Raw genomic sequence first — 21,910 nt, 5'->3', positions numbered from 1 at the left:
CGTGAGTAGCGAAAATATTAAAGAAAAGTTTTCTAAAGCATCGAGAATTGAACGGTTTCAAGAGCTAATCAAAATTAAGACCATTTCATATAACGATCCTGAAAAGATAGACTTTGCAGTTTTCAAACAGTTTGAAAATACATTAGCGCAGTTATATCCTAGCATCCATGCTGCATGTGAAAAAACACATCACGGTCCAACGGGACTGTTATTTCACCTTAAAGGTCGAGAAACAGGTGCACCCATTGTACTTATGTCACATTACGATGTCGTTCCCGTTAACGAGGAGCTTTGGACTGTGCCTGCGTTTGATGCACTGATTAAAGAGGATGCCATCTGGGGCAGGGGAACACTGGACACAAAAGGCACTCTTTTTGCCGTCATGGAATCAGTGGAAGAAAATCTCGATCAAGGGTTTGTACCGAAAAACGATATCTATCTTTCTTTTTCAGGAGATGAAGAAATATCAGGCGATTCGGCACCGAGCATCGTTCGTCATCTAAAATCGCTTGGTATAGAACCAGCACTCGTGTTAGATGAGGGGGGCGCTGTTGTAGAAGAGGTTTTCCCTGGTCTTAAGAAGCCGTGCGCGCTAATCGGTGTCGGAGAAAAGGGATACTTGGACGTTTCCATCAGCCTTGAAGGGCAAGGCGGCCACTCATCGGCACCACCGGCACAGACCTTGGTGACGCGACTGGCGAAGGTGCTCATAAAACTGGAGCAAAATCCACTTCAGGCGCATTTCACACCGCCAGTGAGCGATATGTTTAAGACGCTAGGCAAGGAGTCAGAGGGCGTTTACAAATTTATCTTTAAGCATCTTAATGTTTTTGCACCTCTATTAAAATGGTATTTTACAAAGCAGGGTGGCGAGATGAACGCCATGATTCGCACTACTATTGCACCGACTAAGATGGCGGGCAGTAAAGCCTTTAACGTCATGCCGCCAGTTGCGACAATTGGCTTAAACCTTAGAATTTTGGGTACCGATAAAATAGATGACGTGATTGCACACATCAAGAAAGTTAGTGGCGAGCCAGATCTCATAGTGACTGTACATGAGCGTCGTGAGGCGTCGCCGGATTCTCCTTCTGACAGCACAGGCTTTAAAAACGTGAAAAATGCAATTGAAGCCGTATGGCCAAATGCAGTGGTATCACCTTATTTGATGCTTGCCGGAAGTGATTCAAGACATTTTTGTGAGGTGTCGAAAAACGTGCTTCGCTTCTCAGCGATGGCGCTATCGAAGACCGAAAGGGGTCTCATTCACAGCAATGACGAACGCATCACCATCAAAGGACTATTAGAAGCAGTGGACTTTTACAAGGCGTTACTTAAACATTATTAAGTTATAAATAAAGTCGTTTAATCAAGTTGGGAGGGGTGTCTATGTGTGGTCGATTTTATCTCGATGCAGACGCGGAATTTTTACTCAATTATTTTAAAATCAAGTATAAACCGGCTGTGAACATTCCCAAAGATACAGTATTTCCAGCACAAAGTGCACCCGTAGTGATAGAGCACAAAAGTGAAAGGCGTTTTGGACAGATGAACTGGGGCTTTAGAAGACCTGAGGATAAAAGGGTCATCTTTAACAGTCGATCAGAGGGCATCTTTGACAAATGGCTGTTTAAAGAGGCTATAAGATCGAAAAGATGTGTGGTACCAGCCACAGGATTCTATGAATGGAATGCAGAAAAAACAGGCTATTCGGTTGAACTTCCCGATCATGCTTTGATGTGCTTTGCAGGGATTTATAGAAAGCAGCTGGATAAGAATGGCGAAGAAGAATGGGCCTTTAGTATCGTCACAAGAGAGGCGAATGCCGATATGCATCAAATTCATGAACGCATGCCGTTGATGCTAAAGCCTGAAGAAGTGGATCTTTGGTTAAGCGAAGCAGCGGATGAGTCGGAGATCACCTCAGTTCTTAATGCAGATATTGGGGCGCTATTACTCTCTTTGAAGGATCAACCTTCAGATCTAGGACAAATTAAACTTGATATTTAAGTCCTGTCTTGACAACTTAAAATGCATTTGTTATGATACTGCCAATACCAATGATCGAAAGAGTACATCTAACAGAGCTTAAGCGAGTGAGGGAGTGGTGTGAGCCTCATAGTGAAACGAGATGGAAAGACATTCGTAAGGTGCATTTTTGAAAAGAGTAGAAAATGCCGTAACCCACGTTATAGGGATTAAAGGACTTTTGTTAAAGTAGGATGGTACCGTGAAGACACCTTCGCTCCTATATGGGGCGGAGGTTTTATTTTTTTGGTATTGCCCACATCAAAGGCATACAATTTTAAAATTTTGTAGTCGTCATGTGACTTAATAAAAGTTGAAATAGGGTGGCACCGCGTATTCGTACGCCCCTTGAACAGTCGTTCGAGGGGTGTTTTTTTAGCCATAATCTCATTGTGGTAATCCCCTCATACAAAAGTAAAGAGAGGAGAAACGATATGAAAGAAGTAATGGAAATGAAAGGGCTTAAAAGAAGTCTAATTAACAGTCTTAAGGAACCAGTAACTGAAAGTGAACACAACCTGATTGTGGCAAAAGCAGAATCTAAATCAAACGCAGGAATTAGAGTTAACTCAGATGAAACCGTATGCTTGATGGGCTGGGTGCATCGAATCAAACGCCTAAAAACCGTTGTGTTTATCATTTTAAGAGACCGAACTGGGCTAGTCCAATGCGCCTTTGCACCGGAGTTAATTGAACCTCTTGAATTAACCCTTGAAACCGTCGTATGCTTGACGGGTAAAAAAGTGAAAGGGAAAAATGACTATGCAGACTTTGAAATTGCAGGTGAGCGCATAGCAGTTTTAAACCCTGCAGCTGGCGAACTGCCTGTGGCTGTAAACGGTAAAGAGATAGAGGTTCAGCTGGAAACCCTACTCAAGCATCGTATTCTCAGTCTTAGACATCCGAAGGAACAAGCGATATTTAAAATTCAAAGCCTCATTGGAGAAGGTTTCAGACAGTTTTTAAGCGCACAGGGCTTTACAGAAATTCACTCGCCTAAGCTGGTAAAGGAAGGTGCTGAAGGCGGTGCAAATGTCTTTAAGTTGGACTATTTTGGTGAAACTGCTTATCTTGCGCAAAGTCCACAATTCTATAAGCAAATGATGGTAATCTCAGGTATGGAACGCGTCTTTGAAGTGGGGTCCGTCTTTAGAGCTGAGGCGCACAGTACCAGTCGCCATCTGAACGAATACGTCAGCCTTGACTTAGAAATGGGTTTCATCTTTCATGAAGACGAATTAATGAGACTTGAAACAGAGCTTTTAAGATCTATAATGAGCAGTCTTAAAGAAAATGGTAATAATGAACTTTCAATATTAGAGGTGACACTACCTGAAGTACCAAATGAAATCCCCCATATGAAGCTGTCTGAAGCAATCGCAATCTTGAAAGAAAACTATGGTAAAACCGAGCTGGAAGGTGACCTAGATCCTGAAGGCGAAAAGTTAATCAGTCAATACATTTATGAGACGACTGGATCAGAGTTTGTCTTTTTAACCCACTATCCAAAACGAAAAAGACCAATGTATACAATGCCTTGTGGTGAGGAAGAGACACACAGCTTTGACTTACTATTTAGAGGGATGGAAATCACAACAGGAGGCAGAAGGATTCACCGTTTAGACATGCTCATCCAATCCATGAGAGAAAAGGGATTAGATCCTGAGCAGTACGAGAGCTATCTGGAAGCCTTTAAATATGGTGCGCCACCTCATGGGGGACTAGCGATTGGACTTGAAAGATTGACTGCGCTCTTACTTGGCTTTAGCAATGTAAGACGTACATCCTTATTCCCAAGAGATGGACAAAGATTGGTGCCATAATAAAAGTTAAAGGCTTCAAAACGATTCCGTTGACAAAATCGTTTTGAAGCCTTATTTAGTAGTTGTTCATGTGAATATTTAAGACTGAGTGGTTTATCAAAATATCTTAGAGAAATCACTAAAGATACGACCATCTTTGATTTCAATGATTCGATCGGTTTTCTCAGCGATGCGACGATCATGAGTGATGATGACGAAGGTCGTGTTATAGGTTTTATGAATTTCTCTTAGAAGTTCGTAAACCTGTTCCGTTGTCTCACTATCCAGATTACCAGTAGGCTCATCTGCGAGAATTAACTTGGGTTGATTAATCAGCGACCTTGCAATAGCAGTTCTTTGTTGCTGACCACCAGACATATTGCCAGCGAGATTGTTTTTAACCTTAGTCAAGCCTACTAGCTCAAGCAACTCCTCTGCACGATCGTTAAGTTTCTTATCGATTTTCTTGCCTTTGATATAGTAAGGCATCAGTACATTCTCTAGTGCTGTAAATTCAGGTAAAAGATAATGAAACTGAAACACAAAACCTATGGTTTGATTTCTCAGTTTTGCCAGTGCATTGGCCTTCATTTTGGACGTCTCGATGCCATCTATCAAAACCTGACCATTTGAGGGTTTATCTAAGGTGCCAATCAGGTTGAGTAGTGTACTTTTCCCACTCCCTGAAGCACCGATAATGCCATTAAACGAGCCTTGTGCAATATTTAGATCGACCTCGTGTAAAACCTTGGTCTTAACTGATGTGCCATATATTTTAGAAACTTGTCTGAGTTCAATTAAATTAGCCATTTTTAATTACCTCCATTGGTGAGAGTTTGCGAGATTTAAGAGCTGGGATTAATGAAGCTGTCGTTGAGGCAATAACTGCAATTGCACCTGAAAGGGCAATAAAGCTTGGACTAATCAAAATAGGGACAACCGGTGTGCCATCTGGATTAAGTGCAAACGTTGTAAATGAATAAAGCAAACCAAAGCCAAATAAGATGCCCAGTACAGCACCGCCTAATCCAAGTAAAACCCCTTGAGATAAGAAGATGGTACTCGCCATCGCATCATTGATTCCCATCGCTTTGAGGATACCAAGCTGTCTAGACTTTTGCATCACTGAAATCGCAAGGACACTTGCGATGCCTAGGACGACAGAGATCACGACAAACACTTGAATCATCAAGCTAGAGGTGCTTTGTCCACTGAGACCACTTAAGAGCTGTTCGTTTTGTGATTTCCAATCAACGACCTTAATATCGCTGTTGTTTATGTTGCTCGCAATCGTCGCACTGACATGATCTGCATCAAAGGGTGCTTCAATTTGTAGTTCGATCTCGCTGACTTGATCATCGGTATAGCCAGTTATATCTCGCGCCAAGGCCTTAGTACCTAGCACCCAAGACTGGTTAATCGCTGCAACTTTTAGATCAAACACACCTGCGATAGTAGCGTTTACAGTAGTACCATCCACTGAGAGGAGTTCGATGGTGTCTCCTTTGCTTAGATCAAACTCGTCAGCAATGCCTTTTCCAATGATCACTTCATTATCATTAGCTGGTAACTGTGAGTTTGCATCTAGTCTTTCATCAAACTTATAGATAGCGTTTGAAAGGTTAAAATCAAATCCTCGAACGACAACTTGCTCACTACGATCCCCTGTTTTAATAAAAGCACCGATGGTGATAGAATCTGAAAGTGAGGTGATTGTAGCATCAGAATTTTTTACAGATTGGATGAGCTGCTGACTCTTATCCATAGGCGTATTTTTTTCACTCGCGCTGATGGTAATGTGCGGAGAACTTCCAATCGTTGCATCTAACAAGCTTGCTTGTAAGCCTTGAATTAAAGAACCAATAAAAATTTGTACGGAGATACCGATAGCAATCCCAAGAAGAATTAAAAAAGTTTGTCCTTTATTGGATAATAGGAATCTTAAGGCGATTCTGAAGGAGAGTCTCATAATAGTCCCTCCTTTACGTCTTTCAAATCTTCAAAAGAAGTGATAAAGTGATCCACGGACAGTTGTTTAAAAACATTATTGCTACTGTTGACAGCATAACCACCGATAGCAAGTTTAAACTGTCTAGGAGTGAACTTGGCGTCTAGAGATTCCGCAAGCTTGTGGAGCTGTGTTAAATGATAATAGCTGGTAATACTGATACAAACCAGATTAGGTTGAATGGATGCAATTGCATCTTCAATTTCATGATCGGGTGTATTTGCACCAATAAACAAAGTATCAAATCCAAGTATTTCTAAAAAGTCTTGTACCATTCGGGCACCAAGGTCGTGATATTCCTCTGAAAGACAGAGAACTACAGCTTTTAAAGTCGGTGTATTATTACCAATATCATTTTTTTCCTTTTGTACATATGGATAACTAATTTCTATGACTGAGCGTACGATATTGCTCATGACATGCTCTTGCCAAATTGGAATACTTTGGCTTTTATTATTACTCGCAATTTCCGATAAACCCTTTGCCAAGTAATTTTCATAAAGGTCGACGATATTGACCTGTCCACTTTCCAAGAGGGACATCGACTGAGCAACGACTGCATTTTTATCAAATTGATGAAGCGCATTTAAAAACTCTGAATAATTTTTTTGATAGGACATCTGCGATTGCCTCCTTAGTATTTTGAATATCTATACCCGTAGAAACAATGAAATAACCGTTTTAAGCAAAAAAATGAACGGGATTCATAAAAAAACTTTTATGCAAATTATTGACATATGCCGAAAACGTTTTATACTTAATTTAGAAAACAATTAGGAGGTTACTATGCCAAATAGAGACGGAACAGGACCAAAACAAGGAGGATGCTGTGGCGGTCACGGACATCACAAGGGCGCTCAAGGCGTACAAATAGAAGGTGAAAAACGCGGCGGATGTTGTGGCGGCGGTAAAGGTCACGGTGAGGGCCATGGTCACGGACACGGACATGCACATGGCAAGCAAGGCTGCTGTGGTAGTTCTGAATCGAATGAAACAGAAGAAACTACTGAAGATGAAACTGAAGTGGTAGGACAGTGCTGTCAATAATCGAATCGTAAATGGATAAACAGGAGGCAATAATGAGCAATCAAGGTCTAGGTGTTGCTAAACCTCATGATTTTAGTAAGATAAAAAGAGTGATAGGCGTTGTAAGTGGTAAAGGTGGTGTTGGTAAGTCACTGGTGACATCACTTATGGCAGTAGAGATGAACCGTAGAGGACACAAAACCGCTATTTTAGATGCGGATATTACGGGTCCATCCATTCCTAAAAGCTTTGGTGTAACAGAGAAAGCTAGCTCTAATGAACTAGGCATCATGCCAGTTGAATCACGTATGGGCATTAAGTTAATGTCGATTAACTTACTGTTAGCCAACGATACAGATCCAGTTGTATGGAGAGGCCCAATGATAGGTGGTGCCGTTAAGCAGTTCTGGACAGATGTCGTTTGGGGTGATGTGGATTATATGTTTGTCGATATGCCACCAGGAACGGGTGACGTAGCGTTAACTGTACTACAAAATCTTCCTGTTGATGGTATGATTATCGTCACAACGCCACAGGATCTGGTCTCTATGATCGTCGCTAAAGCAGTAAAAATGGCGAGCATGATGAATGTGCCTATCCTTGGACTCGTTGAAAACATGTCGTATTTCAAATGTCCTGACTGTGATAAAGAGCATCTTATTTTCGGTGAAAGCCAGTCAGAAGCAGTTGCAAAAGAACACAATTTAGAAGTACTTGCTAAGCTCCCAATTGACCCTAAAAATGCTGCAGCATGTGATAAGGGTATGGTAGAATTGCTTGAAACAGAAGCACTTGTACCATTCGCAGAGAAGATTGAAGCTATGAAAGGCAGTCGCTTCCTCGTGGATATTCAATTTTAATGTAGTATAGTTTTATTAACAAATTAGATTAAAGGCTATATAATATTGAAATAAATGTGAGCATAAATAACTCTCGTAGGAGGCTCCGCAGTGCATACTAGGATGCATTGGCGAGCAGTAATCGAAGATTACGACCAGCCGAGGACAGATCCTCTGGAGAGAGTTATTTGTGCTCACATTATATTGATGAAAGTTAAATTAAAAAGGAGATATAACACATCTAACACAATTGATGTGATATATCTCCTTTAACATTTCATAACGCATGTACTTAAATTTAATAACTATAGCTTAAAGCGCACAGTGAAATTAGTTTGATCGCCAACCTTGCTTTCGCAGGTAATTTTACCATTGTGCTGCTCGACGATGGTTTTGGCGATGGAAAGCCCTAAGCCATAGCTGCCACTTTCTCTTGAACGAACCTTATCTGCTCGGTAGAAGCGGTCGAAAACATATGGTAAATCTTCCTCGGAAATACCTTCTCCTGAGTTGGAGACAGATAGGTTAATATGATGTGTACTCTTACCTAGAAGAATTGATATTTCACCACCGGTTTGCGTATACTTAATGGCGTTATCGAGTAAAATCATCATTACCTGAGAAACCTGCTCGGCATTGCCGTGCATCTCAATATCAGGTGCAATATCATAACTCAGTGATATGTTTTTCTCAAATGCGACGACCTCAAGCCCGAGTAAAATATGCTCTAAACGTTCACTGATATTAAATGTGGTTTTCATCATTTGATGATCCTCGGCACCTTCCATTTGAGTGAGATATAATAGATCATTTGTCAAATGGCCCATGCGTTCAACTTCTGATTTGATGTATTCGAGCCATTTTTTATTTTGTTCGTCTGTGTTTGTTAGAAGAACATCTACATTGGTATGGATCACCGCAAGTGGCGTTTTAAGCTCGTGAGATGCATCTGAAATAAACTGTTTTTGTTTATAGTAGGATTCTTTAATTGGCTTTATCGAACGTTCAGTTAAAAAACTACTTATAAAAAAGATTAGGACAAACATACCAACAGAGACCGCTATAAAAGTTAGAATTAGACGGTCAAGCACTTGTTTTTGTGTAGACATATCCACATAAGCGATTACATAACCCGACGGTCTCTTTTGAACCATATATGCCCAATGGCTATCGTCAAGATCGAAGTCACCTGTGGCACGATCTTCTGGCTTAACCGCTGAAAGCGCCGCCTCGAAGAACGTATCATCTGCAGAGAAAAAGGATAGCCAAGAGGTCATTTGAAAATTATCATCCGTTTCAATAATAAAACCTGTCAATCTTTCTTGAGAAAATTTATCATTAGCCTTATCATCTTTTTCATCTTTATTATATTCAGGAGCAACGACCTCAATTCCAAAAACATCTATTTTGGGTAATACAATTTTATCGTTTTTGTTGATGTCAGCGACTCGAAACAAGTCTTGTTGTATTGCATCGTGAATATTATTAGATGTAATGAAATAAATGGTTGAAAATGAAATCAACATCAAGATCGAAATGATTGAAAGGTTCATTAATAGCAATCGATTTCTTAATTTCTTAAACATTACTTATTGACCTCCAGTGCATACCCTACGCCTCGCGTAGTTGCTATGACCACATTAGATTTTAAAAAACTCAATTTTTTTCTTAAAAAAGAGATATAAACTTCGACATTGTTGTGTTCAGCTTCAGAATCAAATCCCCAAAGCTTATCAATAATCATTTCTTTAGAGGCGATGAGTCCTTTTCTTAGGATTAAAAACTCCATTAGCTCACATTCTCTAAGTGTTAGCTTGATTTCTGTTGCGCCTTTTGTCAGCATTAACGTAGAGGGGGTTAAGGTTATATCACCAAACTCTAGATCATCTGTAGTTGGCACCTCACCTTTTCTTCTAGACAAAGCTCTGATTCTGGCAAGCAGTTCTTCAGTGGCAAATGGCTTTGGTAAATAATCATCTGCGCCACTATCGAGTCCAGTAACGCGATCGCTGATCTCACCTTTAGCTGTTAGCATCAATACCGGTACAGAAATGCCTTCTTTTCTTATTTCTTTAAGTACCTCAATTCCATTTAACTTTGGCAACATAATATCCAGCAAAATTAAATCGTATATATCGCTCAGTGCATAATCCAGTCCATCTTCTCCGTCGTGAACCATATCTACTGTATAATTGTTCTTTTTTAGGATTTGTGAGATTGCCTCAGCCAAATGCTTTTCATCTTCGACTAGTAAAATTCTCATTTATACCTCCTAGGTTGGTCTCTATAATAATTCCTACTTATTATACCCGATTTTATAGATTTAGAATAGCAAGTCTACCTTTAATGAACCTTAAAAACGTTGATTTTAAAATATTTATTCGCTTTAAGGTTCATTAAAGGAAAGGCTTTTATAATGACATTAAATCAAACGAAATTAACCGGGAGGGTTTTATGAGTATAGAAGTTTTTAATCGATACGAGAAAAAATTCATTGTTGATCAAGAGACCTATGAAACGATCCTTAAATTGATTGAAGACAATATGGAGCTTGATCCTTACAATGTGAAAAATGGATTTTACACCATTAGTAATCTATATTGTGATACGCCAAATGACGACTTAATTAAAAAGTCCTTATCAAAGCCAGTCTACAAAGAAAAACTGAGACTTCGTGCTTATGGTGTACCAGAACTTGAATCAAAAGTTTTTCTTGAAATAAAGAAAAAATACAAAGGATTGGTCAACAAAAGAAGAACGACACTTTTACTTGATGAAGCGTATGCGTTTCTTGCTTCCAACGAGATTCCAGAATGCAAACCATATCAAAACAGACAAGTATTAAAGGAAATTAACTTTATGTTGCATCAATATGATCTTAAACCCATCGTTTATATCGCTTACGATCGCCAAGCCTTTTTTAGCGGTGATTTTAGATTGACCTTTGATACTAATATTAGAACGAGAAGATACGATCTTGGGCTTGAATATGGCGATTATGGCGACCAGCTTTTAGAAGAGGGCAAATGGCTTATGGAGGTTAAAGCTGAAAAAACATTACCAATGTGGTTTGTAAAGCTTTTATCAGACCACAAGCTGTATGCGACTAGTTTTTCTAAATACGGTAGAGAGTATCAACTCCATGCTGAGAATTTAAGACCTTCAAAGGTCCTACAACTGGTTAAAAATGAAGAGAAAAATGAAACATCAAATTCTAAAATTAAAGAAATGAAAGGGGAACCTATTACATGTTTGAATCCTTATTTACCTCAACGACAAGCGGCTCGTTAGTCCTATCTCAGGTGATTATGACCATCATCGCAGCTTTTATGTGTGGTGGATTGATAAGCTTTACTTATCACAAAACTTCAGCTAAGGGCAGATACTCTGAGAACTTTGCATTAACGATGATTTTACTTCCTGCAGTCATCGCTATTATTATCATGCTAATCGGAAGTGATGTTGCAAGAGCATTTAGTTTGGCTGGTGCATTTTCTATCATTCGATTTAGATCAGCTCCAGGAGAACCAAAAGACATTGCCTATGTTTTATTTGCAATGGCAGCCGGTCTCGCTAGTGGTGTAGGTGCATTTGCATATGCTGCAGTATTTACATTAATTCTGTGTTTGGTGATGTATATATTATTTAAAACGAGATTTAAATCAGACTTAAGTGAAACCAAGCAATTGGTAATAACAATTCCTGAAGATTTAGATTATGAAACTGCTTTTGAAGAGCCAATGAAGCAATTTACGAATAGATGTTTACTGAAAAGAGTGAAAACGACGGCACTCGGTAGCTTATATCAAATTTATTATGAAATAGATTTGAAGGAGAACGTTAGTACAAAGGCATTTATAGATGAACTAAGATGTAGAAATGGTAACTTAAACATCAGTTTGACGCTGGTTTCTGACTTAATTGGCGAAGCTTAATTAATAGAGTCGATAAAAAAATTTTGGAGGCAGGAGATGTCAAAGCTAGGAAGATTTAAAAGGTTAATGCTACTGGTATTAGCTACAATCATGGTTTTGGGAGGTTGCACAACCGCTGCGAGCATTGAGAATAATTCTTCAGAGGCGATAGAAGATAGTAATGGTTCAGAGGTGGTAAACACATCGTCTACCAGTGCTTCTTCAGCAATAGATTACAGCAGTTTATTTTCAAGTGATATCGTTCATGAAATTAACATTCAAATCGATCCTGCTGATTGGGTTGAGATATTAGCGAGTCCTGAAGATGAAGTCTATTATGAAACAACCGTGACATTAGATGGTCAAACCGTTGAAAACGTCGGTTTTAGAACTAAGGGAAATTCTTCACTTAAATCAGTAGCGAGCTCTGATTCAGAACGCTATAGCTTTAGAGTTAAATTTGACAAATACGTGGATGATCAAACCATTCTTGGATTAGATGAGTTGGTATTAAACAACATGTTTTCTGACCCTTCTTATTTACGTGAGTATATAAGCTATACCACTATGCGTGAGGCGGGTTTAAATGTTCCAGAATGCACTTTTGTCAATGTGAATATCAATGGTGAGCTAGTAGGCTTTTACTTAATGGTAGAAGCAATTGACGATAGTTTCCTCATTCGAAACTTTGGTGAAAATGATTCAAATTTATACAAAGCCGAATCTGGTAGCAATCTTCTCATTGATAAAACAGGTGCCTACAACACACTAGAACAGAAAAATGGAAATGATGAAAGTAAAGAAGATATTATTAAGTTTATTAATACGCTCAACGAGATGCCAACCGGTGAAAAAGGCGATATTGAGAGTGTTTTAGATGTAGACAGTGCACTCAACTATATCGCTGCAAATACCGTACTTGAAAATTATGATAGCTACAATGGTACCTTTGCTCAAAACTATTATTTGTATCAGAAAGAGGGTAAGTTTGTAGTCATTCCTTGGGATTATAATATGTCCTTTGGAGGCTTCCAAGGTGGTGGACAATCCACTATAGATATCGATACACCAATATCTGGGACAACCATGGAAAAGGTACCGCTAATCAACAACCTACTAAGTGTTCCAGAATATAAAGTAAAATATGAGGCATACATCAAAAATTATATGTCACTACTTTCAGATATTGAGGAAAAAGTAACTCATTTACAAACCTTTATAAGCGACTATGTTGCTGCGGATCCAACTAAATTCGTTACGTACGACGCGTTTATAACAGCGACCACTTATTTAGAGGGTGGAGCGGTCGAAGCAAATAGTAACTTCCAGGGTGGACAAGATGGTGCATTTGGTAAAGGACAAATACCAGAAAATGGCCAAATACCTGAAAATGGACAGTTTCCAAATAAAGGGCAAGCACCAACGAATGGACAGGTTCCAACTGACGGTCAAATGCCGCCAGTAGATGCAGAGAGTTCAGCTTCCATAGAAAGTTCTGAACAAGTACCAAATCAGAATGCGGATGGAAGCAATCTAGTACAGCCACAAAATGGAGATAGAGCTAGACCTGAAGGTGATCAAAAGGATGGCCGTCAAATGGGCGGCATGAGCTTGAGTGGTAGCGATGTTTCGATTATAAATATCATGTTAGGGCGAATTGAGAACTTAAAAGGACAGCTGGAAATCCAGTAAAAATGCTGATTAACTCAATAATAATGCTAATTTAATACTTTTTTAAGATTCATAGCGTATAACAACCATAGTAGAACGAATAAGGAGGTTTCTATGTTGTTATACGCTATTTTAGGTTTAATCTTTATCCTATTTGGACTTTCAATTCACGTATTTAAGATGTACTCACTGATTAAGCACTATAGGAGAATGCCAGTTGAAAAAAAGGCGCATGTGGATATTGAAGGCATGACGCGATTTATGGGGATTATCTTCTATTTTGATGGCGCATTATTTTTGCTGTCAGCGCTATTAGTGGCACTTTCAATAAAAGTTAATATTATTGCCATCTCAGTTGTGGTAGTGGTATCACTGCTTTTCATGGCAGTTTATGCGATGCGGTTTGATGGTAACTTATACGATGAAAATCATAAGCTTAGAAAGGGAATGCTTAAGCAAATGCTTCTTCCGGTTCTTTCAAGTGTGGTAATCGTTATCGTTGTCGGTATATTAATTCTTGTAAACTTCCAACCGGTTAAAGTAATTTTAAATGATGACACAATGGAAATTAAAGGCATGTATGGTGGCACCTATGAATATGCTAATATGAGCAATTTAGCGTATTTAGATGCCTTGCCAGATATAACCGCTAGGACGAATGGTGCTGCTATCGGCTCAAGATTGACAGGACATTTTAAAACAAAAGATATGGGCTCTGTAAAATTATTTGTAAACACCAACGATAAAGGGTATATTTATTTTGAGTACGAAGATAAAAAAATTATCTTCAATCAACCATTAGAAACCTTAAAAGAAACCTATACTTTTTTATTGGAGCATGTTAATCCGTGATTAAGTCATAGATAAAATTAATTTGAGAGGATAGACTATTCTTATGAAAAATCATGCTAATTATGGCGAAGAGAATACCATTAATCTTAAGCTAGTAATTGCCTTATCCAGAACAAATACTTCATTTCAGAGAACCATGCAACCTTTTTTTAGCAATTACGATCTGACAATTGCTCAGTTTGGTGTGTTAGAAACGCTCTATCACCTAGGTGATTTAAAGATTTGTGAGTTAATCGATCGAACACTCTCAACCAGTGGGAACATGACCGTTGTTATTAAGAATCTTGAAAAAGAGGGCTTGATTCAAAGAAATGTCAATCCGGATGACCGCAGAGCATTCGTTATAGGTTTGACAGAAGAGGGACGTCGTTTAATTAAAGAAGTTTTTGATGCGCATCTTTCAGTGCTAGAGGGCTTTTTTATTGGATTAGAGGTTGAAGAAAAAGTTCAGCTACAGCAGTTACTAAAGAAGCTGAATGGGATCAAGTAATCGAAATGGTTTTTCTTTAGAAAGGGGCTATCATGCTAGTAAATTATCACTCAAATGATGCTGTAAAAGAAACCATACGAGAGAAGGCGTTAGTAGTTGCGCTTTTCAGCGATTTAGAATGCAATGTTTGTCTTGCGATTACGCCAGAACTCGAATCACTCTCAGAAAAATACAGTCGAGCAGATTTTGTCACCGCAGATGTGGAAGTGATTAAGTCCTTAGTGGGTGACTATATGGTTTTCGTGTATCCGACGATTATCATTTTCGCTGAAGGCAGAGAAACGAAGCGGTTCGAACGCGTATTTTCAATGGATGATATCGAGGCATCTATCGATCGATACTATTCCTTGATTTTTGAATAAATGAACTTGAAACGACTTGTGTCACACATAAGAATGATTAAAACACCTATCTCAATTAGGTGTTTTTTTTTAGCCACAATCATTATTTAGAACATAAGTGAATAAAATCCAGTATAAGAGAATCCGTTGGCGTAGCTAAAATTTCATCGTGGTATAATATAGATATTGACAAAATATAAACAATCTATTGGAGGCTTCATGTTTACCCATTATCAATCAAAGACATATACAAAAAATACAACTCCCGATGCATTTATGAAAAAGGTGGTCTGCTTGTTCATATTGATAGTTTTATTGGTGCAGACGGGCTGTGCAAAGTCAGAGCAGAAAACGATTACCATTGCAGATCAGTTTGGTTTAGCTTACGCGCCACTAACGATCATGAAAGATTTAGGTTATTTGGATGCTAAACTTGATTCCGAGAATGTGACCATTGTTTGGGAGAAGTATGGCAATACAACCGCAATTAGAGAAGCGATGCTATCAGGATCCCTTGATGTTGGGTTTGTAGGTATTCCGCCATTTTTACTAGGCAGAGACAATGGTATGGATTGGCGGATTTTTTCTGGGCTGTCTGAAAGCGCAGTTGCATTGGTGACAAAAGATGATACCGTTAAAGATTTGAGTGATCTTACAGAAACGCATCGGATCATCATGCCTCAGCCTGGAAGCATTCAAGACATTCTTTTGAAGATGGCTCTTGCAAACAACAACTTTGAAGTTTCAAAATTTGATGATCAAATTATTGCATTATCACATCCCGATGGTGTCGTTGCGTTTCAATCAGGAGACCAAAATGACCTTCATTTTACAACACCACCTTATATTGATAAGGACTTAGAAGTAGAGCAGGCACGGATATTATTAGAGGGTGAAACCTGTTTTGGTGGTGAGTTTACATTTATAGTAGGCATGTGTAGAGAAGCGTTCTATGATGATGTTGAGCTGTATCAAGCATTTAATCAAGCACTAGAAGAAAGTATTGGTTTTATTAATGAACAGCCTGCAGCAGCTGCTGAAATTCTTTCTAAGTATTATGATTATTCTCCAGAACAAATTCTTACGATGATTCAAAGTGGTGACTTATCGTATTCAAGTGAAGTGAAGGGGCTTGAAACCTTTCAAACTTTTATGCTTGAGATAGGGCTACTCAAAGAGGAGAGACCTGTAGAAGACCTAATATGGGAGTGAGTTGATGCAAAAAAAACGTTTAAGCATTCAGATTGTTTTTGTGATCGTTATGTTATTCTTGTGGCAAATCATTGTAAAGTTAAAAATGTATCCGGAAGCAATTTTCCCCTCCATTGGTCAGATACTAGAAGCATTTTTAAGACTTTTGAAGGAAGATGCACTTTTGATTAAGGCGGGAAACAGTTTGCTTTTGATTGTAATTTCTGTCGGAATAAGCTTTATATTGGCTTTCACCTTGGTACTTCTCTCGAAACGGTATATGATGATGGAAGCAATTACAGGACTGATAGCAGCCGTTGCGAGTCCATTACCTGGCATCGCAATTTTACCAATCGTCATCCTCTGGATTGGGCTAAATCAAACAGCGATGTATTTTGTGATGATCCACGCCATGATATGGCCGATATATACGATTTTATATGCAAGTGTATTAAAGATAGATCAGCGTTATAGTCGATTGATGTCTACTTTTAGAATGCATCTACTGACTAGACTCATCCATGTTTATCTGCATGGTGCTTTACCAGATATAATTGGTGCACTTGAAGTGGCATGGGGAAGAGGGTGGCGTGCTTTAATCAGTGTTGAAATGATATTTGGCATTGCTGGGAGAAGCTCTGGACTTGGATGGCTCATCTATGAGCGTAGGATGTATATGGATACGGCGGGGATGCTCGCTGGACTTGCTGTTGTTGCTACTTGTGGTGCACTACTAGAGGGTGGCTTTAGAAAATTGAAGCATTTAGGAGTCTATCATGAAGACGTTAATTAAAATAGATCGAATCAGTAAGTCCTTTGGTGAACAACAAGTATTAAGGCATTTTTCTTTAGAGATTAAAGAAGGTGAACGATTGGTCATTATGGGACCTTCAGGTTCAGGTAAAAGCACCTTATTAAATCTCATCGCTAAAACGGATAAAGATTATATGGGTATCATAGAAAGAGCGCCTAGCATAGAGGAAGGCATTAAAATTCCCTATCCAATTGTATTTCAAGAAAACGAAAATCTATTGCCTTGGAAGACCGTCTCGGGTAATTTAAGAGTTATATCAGGGAATAAAGCGATTGAACCTTATTTGGAAATGGTTGGTTTATCTGATGCAAAGGATAAAAAACCACATCAGCTATCTGGTGGCATGAAGCAGCGCGTGGGTATCGCACGTGCGATTATGTGCGATTCTAAAATATTACTCATGGATGAACCTTTTTCTAATTTAGATCGAAACTTAAGAGAGAAAATGCAAGCGTTAATTGTGGAACTGACGCAACGATTAGGTCAAACACTGATCTTTGTTACGCACGATGAAGTAGAAGCAAAAGCTATAGCAACACGAATCATTAGAATTTAGTATAGTCAAACAAACCAGTCAAATCAAACCATACGGACCGAACAAATGAATCAAACCAACTGAAAAGGAGCGATCACATCTGGCTAATTAGATGATGATCGCTCCTTTTCAAATTGGGTTGTTATGAATTACAGCTTGGCCTTAACGATTGAGGAATCTAAGGAATAAAGCTTGTCAGTTATTTCTCCGTCTTTAGTAAGAACAATTGCTGGCACTTGATCTAGATTTAACTTAAGTGCCAAACCGTTAGACTTGTAAACATCGATACGATTAACTGCGATTTTACCACTAAAGGTACTTTCAATGGATTCAATCTCTGATAAAAAATTTCGACTTGCTTCATCTACGGCATTGTAGACATAGATGAGTCCTGGTTTATCTTTTTGCATGATTTTGTGATCAAAGATCTCTTTTTCAGCGATGTATCTTTCGGCAGCAGTACCTGCAATAGCACCATCACCAACTGCGGTAGCAATCTGTTTTAACCATTTATCTGTAACGTCACCGATTGCGAATACACCTTCAATACCGGTCTCTTTTTTCTCGTTTACTGTGATGTATTTCTGACGTGTTAAAGGAAGTTGCTCTTCGAAAAGCTCAGTATTAGGCAAATAACCGATAAATTCAAAACAGTTATCACAGTCTACAGGAATCTCATCACCTGTCTTAACGTTTTTAAGAACCACGCGATTTAAATGTTCTTCACCTTCAAAACGCGTTACGACAGAGTTCCATACAAATGCCATTTTAGGATTTGAAAGTGCTGCTTCTTTGGCGATTTCATTACAGTCCATGATGCCTTCATCGTGCATAACCGATACGGTTACTTTATCAGCAAACTTTGTAAGGAACATGCCTTCTTCTATCGCCGCATCACCAGAACCGATGACAACAACGTGTTTGCCAGTATTAGCAGCCGCATCGCAGGTTGCGCAGAAGCTGATGCCTTTGTCAAATAAGAATTCTTGCTCGTTTTCTGCACCAGTCGTTCTTGGACGACCACCAGTTGCAATAATCACTACCTTTGCAAGATACTTATTTCTAAAGGTTTCAACCACTTTCTCTTCACCTTTTAAATCAACACTCGATACAGCAGTTAATTTGAAATTAACCCCCATATTCTTAGCTTGTTCTTTCATAAGGTTTGTAATTGCTTCACCTTTAGGCGCGTCTGGAAAACCAGGATAATTTGCAATTTCATTGGTATAAGTTGCAAGACCACCTACGAGTGCTTTTTCAAGCAAAAGTGTTTTTAGTCTTGCTCTACCAGCATATATAGCAGCACTTAGTCCAGCTGGACCTCCGCCGATAATCACGACGTCATAATGCTCAACGACTTTCTCTCTAGCCATTTAAAACTCCTTTAAGCCTACATAAAGTATTTAACCAACAACTTACTGCCCACAACTGCGCCACCAAACATGCCAATCGCAAATACCCATCCAGATAAAGATAGAGATGCGATACCACTGTAGAGAGCACCTATGTTACAGCCAAACGCTAATCTAGCACCGTATCCCATTAATAGACCGCCAAGTGCTGCTGCAACGATTTGTTTTTTTGATTTAATCTTCTTAATCTTAAATCCTGAAGCCAACAATGTAGCTGCAAGCGCTCCAAAGATGATACCAAGATTTCTCCAAGAATCTGCATGATTGAGAAGGCCACCTTCAAGTGTTTTCTGCGCACCTTGACTCGCGAAGTAGTACCATTTGTCCACGCTACCACCAAATGCCTCATATACCCATGCACCCCAGACTGCAAATACGCCTGATACTCCCCAAGGGTTTTTTGTGACTGCAAGCGTTACAATTTGAAATAGAGATAAGAGTACTGCTGCAGTGACATAAGTGAAAGGATTTTTTAACCATTTTATATAGTATTCATTCGATTTTACTTTATCGAAAAATTTAACTTTCTTTTGTTCCAAGAGCTACACCTCCATAAATGGCGTGAAACCACCCCTATTTTGTTTTTTCAATGATTACTTCCCATTCACCATCATCTACTTCTTCAACTTCTACATTGTAGCCTTCTTTTCTAGCCCACTCAGGCACGTTTTTCATCGCACAGCTGTGATCGATTTGTACGATAAGGACATCGCCAACTTCAAGCTCAGCAATTTTATTTTGAGCCTTTACTAAAGGTACTGGACACGCTTCACCAAAACAATCTAACATTACTTCTTTCATGAGAACCTCCGAATTTTATTGAGTTATATGAACTCTAAATTTAATTTTCGATAATGCTTTATGACGAGAAGGACTTAGTGACTAGCACCACGTTTTTTCTCGTATTTTTCTGCTATAATATATAGAGCTAACAGCACAAATAGCTGTAATAAAACTGCTCCCATCCAACCAAATACGTCTGGTAAGAAGATGCTTGGGCCTTTTGAAATGAAGAATTCCTTCCACCATCCAAAATCATGTGCGCCCCATAATGAGCCGATAACGAAGAATATAAGTGCGATGGTATTCATAATGAAACCTTCGCCAACACGCATTAATGTACCAGATGCACAACCGCCTGCGATTACCATACCTACACCAAATAAGAATGCGCCAATCACCGTTGCTAAACTGATAGGAACGACATAGCTCATACCTGGGATTGGTAAGCCAGCAGAGGCATAACCATACTTAATCGCAGTAAATCCGATGGTCGTAATGGCAAATGCAATAATGACAGCACGCGTTATAGAAGTACCACCAGTCAAATAAGGATCACGCATCGATGCAGTAAAACAAAATCTTCCTTTTTGCAAAATGTAGCCAAAAGCGGATCCAGTAATCCAGAAAAAGGCAACGTTTGAAGAATTCATATTTAGTAATAAAGCAACAACGACGATGAAAGCGACGGTTAGTACACCGAATGGAATCTGATTCTTCTTAGGCTTTCGATTCGCTGAAGAGCGTCTCGATGATACTGTACTAGTTTGTTCAGCCATTTTTCACACTCCTGAAAAAAAGTTTGCTACACTCTTAACAATCTCACAATAATATGATAACATTTTATCAATAAAAGGTATCCCACACAATTCTGAAGCAGTATAAGAAAAACCGATACCAAACTGCGGACGATATAAGGCATTATGATAATGAGGTGAACGATGAACTTACAAGCATTGGCATATTTTAGAGAAGTGGTAGAAACAAAAAGCATATCAAAGGTGGCTGCAAATCGCCATATTTCCCAATCTGCTCTAAGCCAAAATATTCATAAGCTTGAGGATGAGTTGGGATTCATGCTACTTGAAAGAAGCAACAAAGGCGTTATGCCCACTGAGGCAGGGAGAATCTTGTTTAAGTATTCGGGGACGATGATGCGCATTTATGAAAAGATGACTGAAGAGTTAGATGCGCTTCAGTTTAGTATGGAAAATATTAGAATCAACGGTTCATTATCCTTAGTGGATTATTCTTTACCTTGTGTTCTTTACAAAGTAAAGAAAAAATACCCTAGCTATAATTTTGAAATGAAGGCTAAATCCAATTTGGATTCTATTAATGACCTATTAAACGAATTAACAGATTTATGTTTTATCACTGAAGAGCCATGTGATGATCGGTTAGAGTTTAGTCGGATCGGTAAAGAGCGGTTTGTTTTAATCGCTTCTGCAGGTGCAAGAATCCCTGATCGTATAGACGTTCAAGATTTGCAAAAGTATGAGATGGTTTTACTAGATGATGATACGTCTACAATTTCACATTTTATGAAAAGTAAGTTGAAAACAGTAGGTCTTACCATAGATAAAATTCCGATTATGTTTAAGGTAGATTCCATACCAGCTGCCAAATCGTCTGTTCATAACAATTTGGGGATTTGCTTTTTGCCGTATATGTCAGTAAAAAAAGAAATCTATGAAAAAAAATATAAAATTATTGAAGTTGCAAACTTTGATTTGGATTTTGATATATTTTTAGTTACACATAAAAAATGCAATCGTCACAAGGCTGTTACAGATGTATATAACTACTTTGTCGACAATGGCGAAAAGGATTTTTGCTAAATAAAAATCTTCAGGCATCGAGCCTTCAGATTTTACCACAAGCGAGATTGTGGCTTTAAAAAAATCGGCGGACTTTATAAGTACGCCGATTTTGGACTTTTATATCATATTAAGGTTTTGTGACGATGATTTCCCAAACACCATTCATCACTTCATCGATCTCAAAAGTAAACTCTGATTTTGCTAAGTATTCTTTAATGGATTCAATGACACAGCTGTGATCCACAACCATTTCAAGTGAATCGCCACTGGTCATGTGCTCCATTTCGTTTTGCATTTTAATTAAAGGTACTGGACAGATATCGCCAAAGCAATCGATTTTATTCATAATAATCATCTCCCAAACTTTTATACATAAATTAGTAT

Annotated in this window: 25 protein-coding genes and 1 other annotated feature; of the genes, 15 read left to right on the top strand and 10 right to left on the bottom strand. The window is 38.7% G+C overall.

Features of this window, described 5'->3' with window-relative positions; all coding sequences use genetic code 11:
* The first annotated feature begins 1 nt into the window (after position 1).
* The 3 genes from AC4PID_RS05555 to aspS all read left to right on the top strand — a co-directional run bounded on the left by AC4PID_RS05555 (position 2) and on the right by aspS (position 3,851).
* The gene (locus AC4PID_RS05555) at positions 2-1,348 is read left to right on the top strand and encodes a M20/M25/M40 family metallo-hydrolase (RefSeq protein WP_492134574.1); all 1,347 of its coding nucleotides are present in this window, start codon (positions 2-4) and stop codon (positions 1,346-1,348) included.
* A gap of 41 nt (positions 1,349-1,389) precedes the next feature.
* Positions 1,390-2,010, top strand: coding sequence for an SOS response-associated peptidase (locus AC4PID_RS05550; RefSeq protein ID WP_492134573.1), 621 nt, complete (start codon positions 1,390-1,392; stop codon positions 2,008-2,010).
* A gap of 41 nt (positions 2,011-2,051) precedes the next feature.
* Positions 2,052-2,380, top strand: a binding site (T-box leader).
* 82 nt (positions 2,381-2,462) lie between these two features.
* On the top strand, positions 2,463-3,851 hold the full coding sequence (gene aspS / locus AC4PID_RS05545; RefSeq protein ID WP_492134572.1) for an aspartate--tRNA(Asn) ligase: 1,389 nt from the start codon (positions 2,463-2,465) through the stop codon (positions 3,849-3,851).
* Between the two features lie 96 nt (positions 3,852-3,947).
* Here aspS and AC4PID_RS05540 read toward each other — a convergent pair whose 3' ends face one another.
* From AC4PID_RS05540 to AC4PID_RS05530, 3 genes are read right to left on the bottom strand one after another with little or no spacing between them, the layout of a single operon-like run.
* The gene (locus AC4PID_RS05540; protein WP_492134571.1) at positions 3,948-4,640 is read right to left on the bottom strand and encodes an ABC transporter ATP-binding protein; all 693 of its coding nucleotides are present in this window, start codon (positions 4,638-4,640) and stop codon (positions 3,948-3,950) included.
* On the bottom strand, positions 4,633-5,799 hold the full coding sequence (locus AC4PID_RS05535; protein ID WP_492134570.1) for an ABC transporter permease: 1,167 nt from the start codon (positions 5,797-5,799) through the stop codon (positions 4,633-4,635). Before AC4PID_RS05535 ends, AC4PID_RS05540 begins: the two co-directional genes overlap by 8 nt.
* Positions 5,796-6,458 (bottom strand): cobalamin B12-binding domain-containing protein, encoded by a 663-nt coding sequence (locus AC4PID_RS05530; protein ID WP_492134569.1) that lies wholly within the window; start codon positions 6,456-6,458, stop codon positions 5,796-5,798. The genes AC4PID_RS05535 and AC4PID_RS05530 overlap by 4 nt, the downstream gene beginning before the upstream one ends.
* Positions 6,459-6,624: 166 nt before the next feature.
* On the opposite strand from AC4PID_RS05530, the gene AC4PID_RS05525 reads away from it, so the two are divergent.
* Together AC4PID_RS05525 and AC4PID_RS05520 are read left to right on the top strand one after the other, a co-directional pair.
* Positions 6,625-6,885 (top strand): hypothetical protein, encoded by a 261-nt coding sequence (locus tag AC4PID_RS05525; protein WP_492134568.1) that lies wholly within the window; start codon positions 6,625-6,627, stop codon positions 6,883-6,885.
* A 32-nt stretch (positions 6,886-6,917) separates the two neighbouring features.
* Positions 6,918-7,724 carry a P-loop NTPase gene (locus tag AC4PID_RS05520; protein ID WP_492134567.1) on the top strand — a complete coding sequence of 269 codons (807 nt, stop codon included), beginning with the start codon at positions 6,918-6,920 and terminating at the stop codon, positions 7,722-7,724.
* A 284-nt stretch (positions 7,725-8,008) separates the two neighbouring features.
* Here the strand turns inward: AC4PID_RS05520 and AC4PID_RS05515 are convergent, their stop codons facing one another.
* Positions 8,009-9,289, bottom strand: a complete 1,281-nt coding sequence (locus AC4PID_RS05515) for a sensor histidine kinase (RefSeq protein WP_492134566.1) — start codon at positions 9,287-9,289, stop codon at positions 8,009-8,011.
* Positions 9,289-9,966 carry a response regulator transcription factor gene (locus tag AC4PID_RS05510; RefSeq protein ID WP_492134565.1) on the bottom strand — a complete coding sequence of 226 codons (678 nt, stop codon included), beginning with the start codon at positions 9,964-9,966 and terminating at the stop codon, positions 9,289-9,291. Before AC4PID_RS05510 ends, AC4PID_RS05515 begins: the two co-directional genes overlap by 1 nt.
* A 191-nt stretch (positions 9,967-10,157) precedes the next feature.
* Here AC4PID_RS05510 and AC4PID_RS05505 point away from each other — a divergent pair, with 191 nt between their 5' ends.
* The 9 genes from AC4PID_RS05505 (at position 10,158) to AC4PID_RS05465 (ending at position 17,532) form a co-directional block, all read left to right on the top strand.
* Positions 10,158-10,994 carry a polyphosphate polymerase domain-containing protein gene (locus AC4PID_RS05505; protein ID WP_492134564.1) on the top strand — a complete coding sequence of 279 codons (837 nt, stop codon included), beginning with the start codon at positions 10,158-10,160 and terminating at the stop codon, positions 10,992-10,994.
* On the top strand, positions 10,952-11,638 hold the full coding sequence (locus AC4PID_RS05500) for a DUF4956 domain-containing protein (protein WP_492134563.1): 687 nt from the start codon (positions 10,952-10,954) through the stop codon (positions 11,636-11,638). Before AC4PID_RS05505 ends, AC4PID_RS05500 begins: the two co-directional genes overlap by 43 nt.
* A gap of 36 nt (positions 11,639-11,674) precedes the next feature.
* The gene (locus AC4PID_RS05495; protein ID WP_492134562.1) at positions 11,675-13,309 is read left to right on the top strand and encodes a CotH kinase family protein; all 1,635 of its coding nucleotides are present in this window, start codon (positions 11,675-11,677) and stop codon (positions 13,307-13,309) included.
* Between the two features lie 93 nt (positions 13,310-13,402).
* Entirely contained in the window at positions 13,403-14,140 is a 738-nt protein-coding gene (locus tag AC4PID_RS05490) for a DUF3784 domain-containing protein (RefSeq protein ID WP_492134561.1), read from the top strand.
* A gap of 43 nt (positions 14,141-14,183) precedes the next feature.
* Positions 14,184-14,630, top strand: a complete 447-nt coding sequence (locus AC4PID_RS05485; protein ID WP_492134560.1) for a MarR family winged helix-turn-helix transcriptional regulator — start codon at positions 14,184-14,186, stop codon at positions 14,628-14,630.
* Positions 14,631-14,662: 32 nt separating this feature from the next.
* Positions 14,663-14,992 carry a thioredoxin family protein gene (locus AC4PID_RS05480; RefSeq protein ID WP_492134559.1) on the top strand — a complete coding sequence of 110 codons (330 nt, stop codon included), beginning with the start codon at positions 14,663-14,665 and terminating at the stop codon, positions 14,990-14,992.
* Between the two features lie 198 nt (positions 14,993-15,190).
* A complete protein-coding gene (locus AC4PID_RS05475; RefSeq protein ID WP_492134558.1) occupies positions 15,191-16,183 on the top strand; it encodes an ABC transporter substrate-binding protein in 993 nt (330 codons plus the stop codon).
* A 4-nt stretch (positions 16,184-16,187) separates the two neighbouring features.
* Positions 16,188-16,955: an ABC transporter permease gene (locus AC4PID_RS05470; protein ID WP_492134557.1), complete on the top strand. Its 768-nt coding sequence runs from the start codon at positions 16,188-16,190 to the stop codon at positions 16,953-16,955.
* Positions 16,939-17,532 carry an ABC transporter ATP-binding protein gene (locus AC4PID_RS05465; protein WP_492134556.1) on the top strand — a complete coding sequence of 198 codons (594 nt, stop codon included), beginning with the start codon at positions 16,939-16,941 and terminating at the stop codon, positions 17,530-17,532. The genes AC4PID_RS05470 and AC4PID_RS05465 overlap by 17 nt, the downstream gene beginning before the upstream one ends.
* 128 nt (positions 17,533-17,660) lie before the next feature.
* Here AC4PID_RS05465 and AC4PID_RS05460 read toward each other — a convergent pair whose 3' ends face one another.
* The 4 genes from AC4PID_RS05460 to AC4PID_RS05445 form a co-directional block, all read right to left on the bottom strand.
* Positions 17,661-18,884 carry an FAD-dependent oxidoreductase gene (locus AC4PID_RS05460; RefSeq protein ID WP_492134555.1) on the bottom strand — a complete coding sequence of 408 codons (1,224 nt, stop codon included), beginning with the start codon at positions 18,882-18,884 and terminating at the stop codon, positions 17,661-17,663.
* 17 nt (positions 18,885-18,901) lie between these two features.
* A complete protein-coding gene (locus AC4PID_RS05455; protein WP_492134554.1) occupies positions 18,902-19,462 on the bottom strand; it encodes a YeeE/YedE thiosulfate transporter family protein in 561 nt (186 codons plus the stop codon).
* Between the two features lie 34 nt (positions 19,463-19,496).
* Complete coding sequence (locus AC4PID_RS05450) at positions 19,497-19,724, bottom strand: sulfurtransferase TusA family protein (protein ID WP_492134553.1); 228 nt, start codon at positions 19,722-19,724, stop codon at positions 19,497-19,499.
* A gap of 74 nt (positions 19,725-19,798) precedes the next feature.
* Complete coding sequence (locus tag AC4PID_RS05445) at positions 19,799-20,482, bottom strand: YeeE/YedE thiosulfate transporter family protein (protein WP_492134552.1); 684 nt, start codon at positions 20,480-20,482, stop codon at positions 19,799-19,801.
* Between the two features lie 162 nt (positions 20,483-20,644).
* Here AC4PID_RS05445 and AC4PID_RS05440 point away from each other — a divergent pair, with 162 nt between their 5' ends.
* The gene (locus tag AC4PID_RS05440) at positions 20,645-21,544 is read left to right on the top strand and encodes a LysR family transcriptional regulator (RefSeq protein ID WP_492134551.1); all 900 of its coding nucleotides are present in this window, start codon (positions 20,645-20,647) and stop codon (positions 21,542-21,544) included.
* 109 nt (positions 21,545-21,653) lie between these two features.
* On the opposite strand, the gene AC4PID_RS05435 is transcribed toward AC4PID_RS05440, so the two are convergent.
* Positions 21,654-21,872, bottom strand: a complete 219-nt coding sequence (locus tag AC4PID_RS05435; protein ID WP_492134550.1) for a sulfurtransferase TusA family protein — start codon at positions 21,870-21,872, stop codon at positions 21,654-21,656.
* Positions 21,873-21,910 lie beyond the last annotated feature (38 nt).

The organism is Fusibacter sp. QWL-12 (assembly GCF_058683495.1).
Note: the sequence above shows the minus strand (reverse complement) of the source record. Positions and strands in the feature narration are given on the sequence as shown.

Coding starts and splice junctions, on each gene's coding strand:
- AC4PID_RS05485 (WP_492134560.1), top strand. CDS start 14,184: ATGAAAAATCATGCTAATTATGGCGAAGAGAATACCATTAATCTTAAG.
- AC4PID_RS05550 (WP_492134573.1), top strand. CDS start 1,390: ATGTGTGGTCGATTTTATCTCGATGCAGACGCGGAATTTTTACTCAAT.
- AC4PID_RS05495 (WP_492134562.1), top strand. CDS start 11,675: ATGTCAAAGCTAGGAAGATTTAAAAGGTTAATGCTACTGGTATTAGCT.
- AC4PID_RS05460 (WP_492134555.1), bottom strand. CDS start 18,884: ATGGCTAGAGAGAAAGTCGTTGAGCATTATGACGTCGTGATTATCGGC.
- AC4PID_RS05500 (WP_492134563.1), top strand. CDS start 10,952: ATGTTTGAATCCTTATTTACCTCAACGACAAGCGGCTCGTTAGTCCTA.
- AC4PID_RS05525 (WP_492134568.1), top strand. CDS start 6,625: ATGCCAAATAGAGACGGAACAGGACCAAAACAAGGAGGATGCTGTGGC.
- AC4PID_RS05435 (WP_492134550.1), bottom strand. CDS start 21,872: ATGAATAAAATCGATTGCTTTGGCGATATCTGTCCAGTACCTTTAATT.
- AC4PID_RS05465 (WP_492134556.1), top strand. CDS start 16,939: ATGAAGACGTTAATTAAAATAGATCGAATCAGTAAGTCCTTTGGTGAA.
- AC4PID_RS05535 (WP_492134570.1), bottom strand. CDS start 5,799: ATGAGACTCTCCTTCAGAATCGCCTTAAGATTCCTATTATCCAATAAA.
- AC4PID_RS05510 (WP_492134565.1), bottom strand. CDS start 9,966: ATGAGAATTTTACTAGTCGAAGATGAAAAGCATTTGGCTGAGGCAATC.
- aspS (WP_492134572.1), top strand. CDS start 2,463: ATGAAAGAAGTAATGGAAATGAAAGGGCTTAAAAGAAGTCTAATTAAC.
- AC4PID_RS05490 (WP_492134561.1), top strand. CDS start 13,403: ATGTTGTTATACGCTATTTTAGGTTTAATCTTTATCCTATTTGGACTT.
- AC4PID_RS05515 (WP_492134566.1), bottom strand. CDS start 9,289: ATGTTTAAGAAATTAAGAAATCGATTGCTATTAATGAACCTTTCAATC.
- AC4PID_RS05480 (WP_492134559.1), top strand. CDS start 14,663: ATGCTAGTAAATTATCACTCAAATGATGCTGTAAAAGAAACCATACGA.
- AC4PID_RS05440 (WP_492134551.1), top strand. CDS start 20,645: ATGAACTTACAAGCATTGGCATATTTTAGAGAAGTGGTAGAAACAAAA.
- AC4PID_RS05475 (WP_492134558.1), top strand. CDS start 15,191: ATGTTTACCCATTATCAATCAAAGACATATACAAAAAATACAACTCCC.
- AC4PID_RS05530 (WP_492134569.1), bottom strand. CDS start 6,458: ATGTCCTATCAAAAAAATTATTCAGAGTTTTTAAATGCGCTTCATCAA.
- AC4PID_RS05450 (WP_492134553.1), bottom strand. CDS start 19,724: ATGAAAGAAGTAATGTTAGATTGTTTTGGTGAAGCGTGTCCAGTACCT.
- AC4PID_RS05470 (WP_492134557.1), top strand. CDS start 16,188: ATGCAAAAAAAACGTTTAAGCATTCAGATTGTTTTTGTGATCGTTATG.
- AC4PID_RS05505 (WP_492134564.1), top strand. CDS start 10,158: ATGAGTATAGAAGTTTTTAATCGATACGAGAAAAAATTCATTGTTGAT.
- AC4PID_RS05540 (WP_492134571.1), bottom strand. CDS start 4,640: ATGGCTAATTTAATTGAACTCAGACAAGTTTCTAAAATATATGGCACA.
- AC4PID_RS05445 (WP_492134552.1), bottom strand. CDS start 20,482: ATGGCTGAACAAACTAGTACAGTATCATCGAGACGCTCTTCAGCGAAT.
- AC4PID_RS05520 (WP_492134567.1), top strand. CDS start 6,918: ATGAGCAATCAAGGTCTAGGTGTTGCTAAACCTCATGATTTTAGTAAG.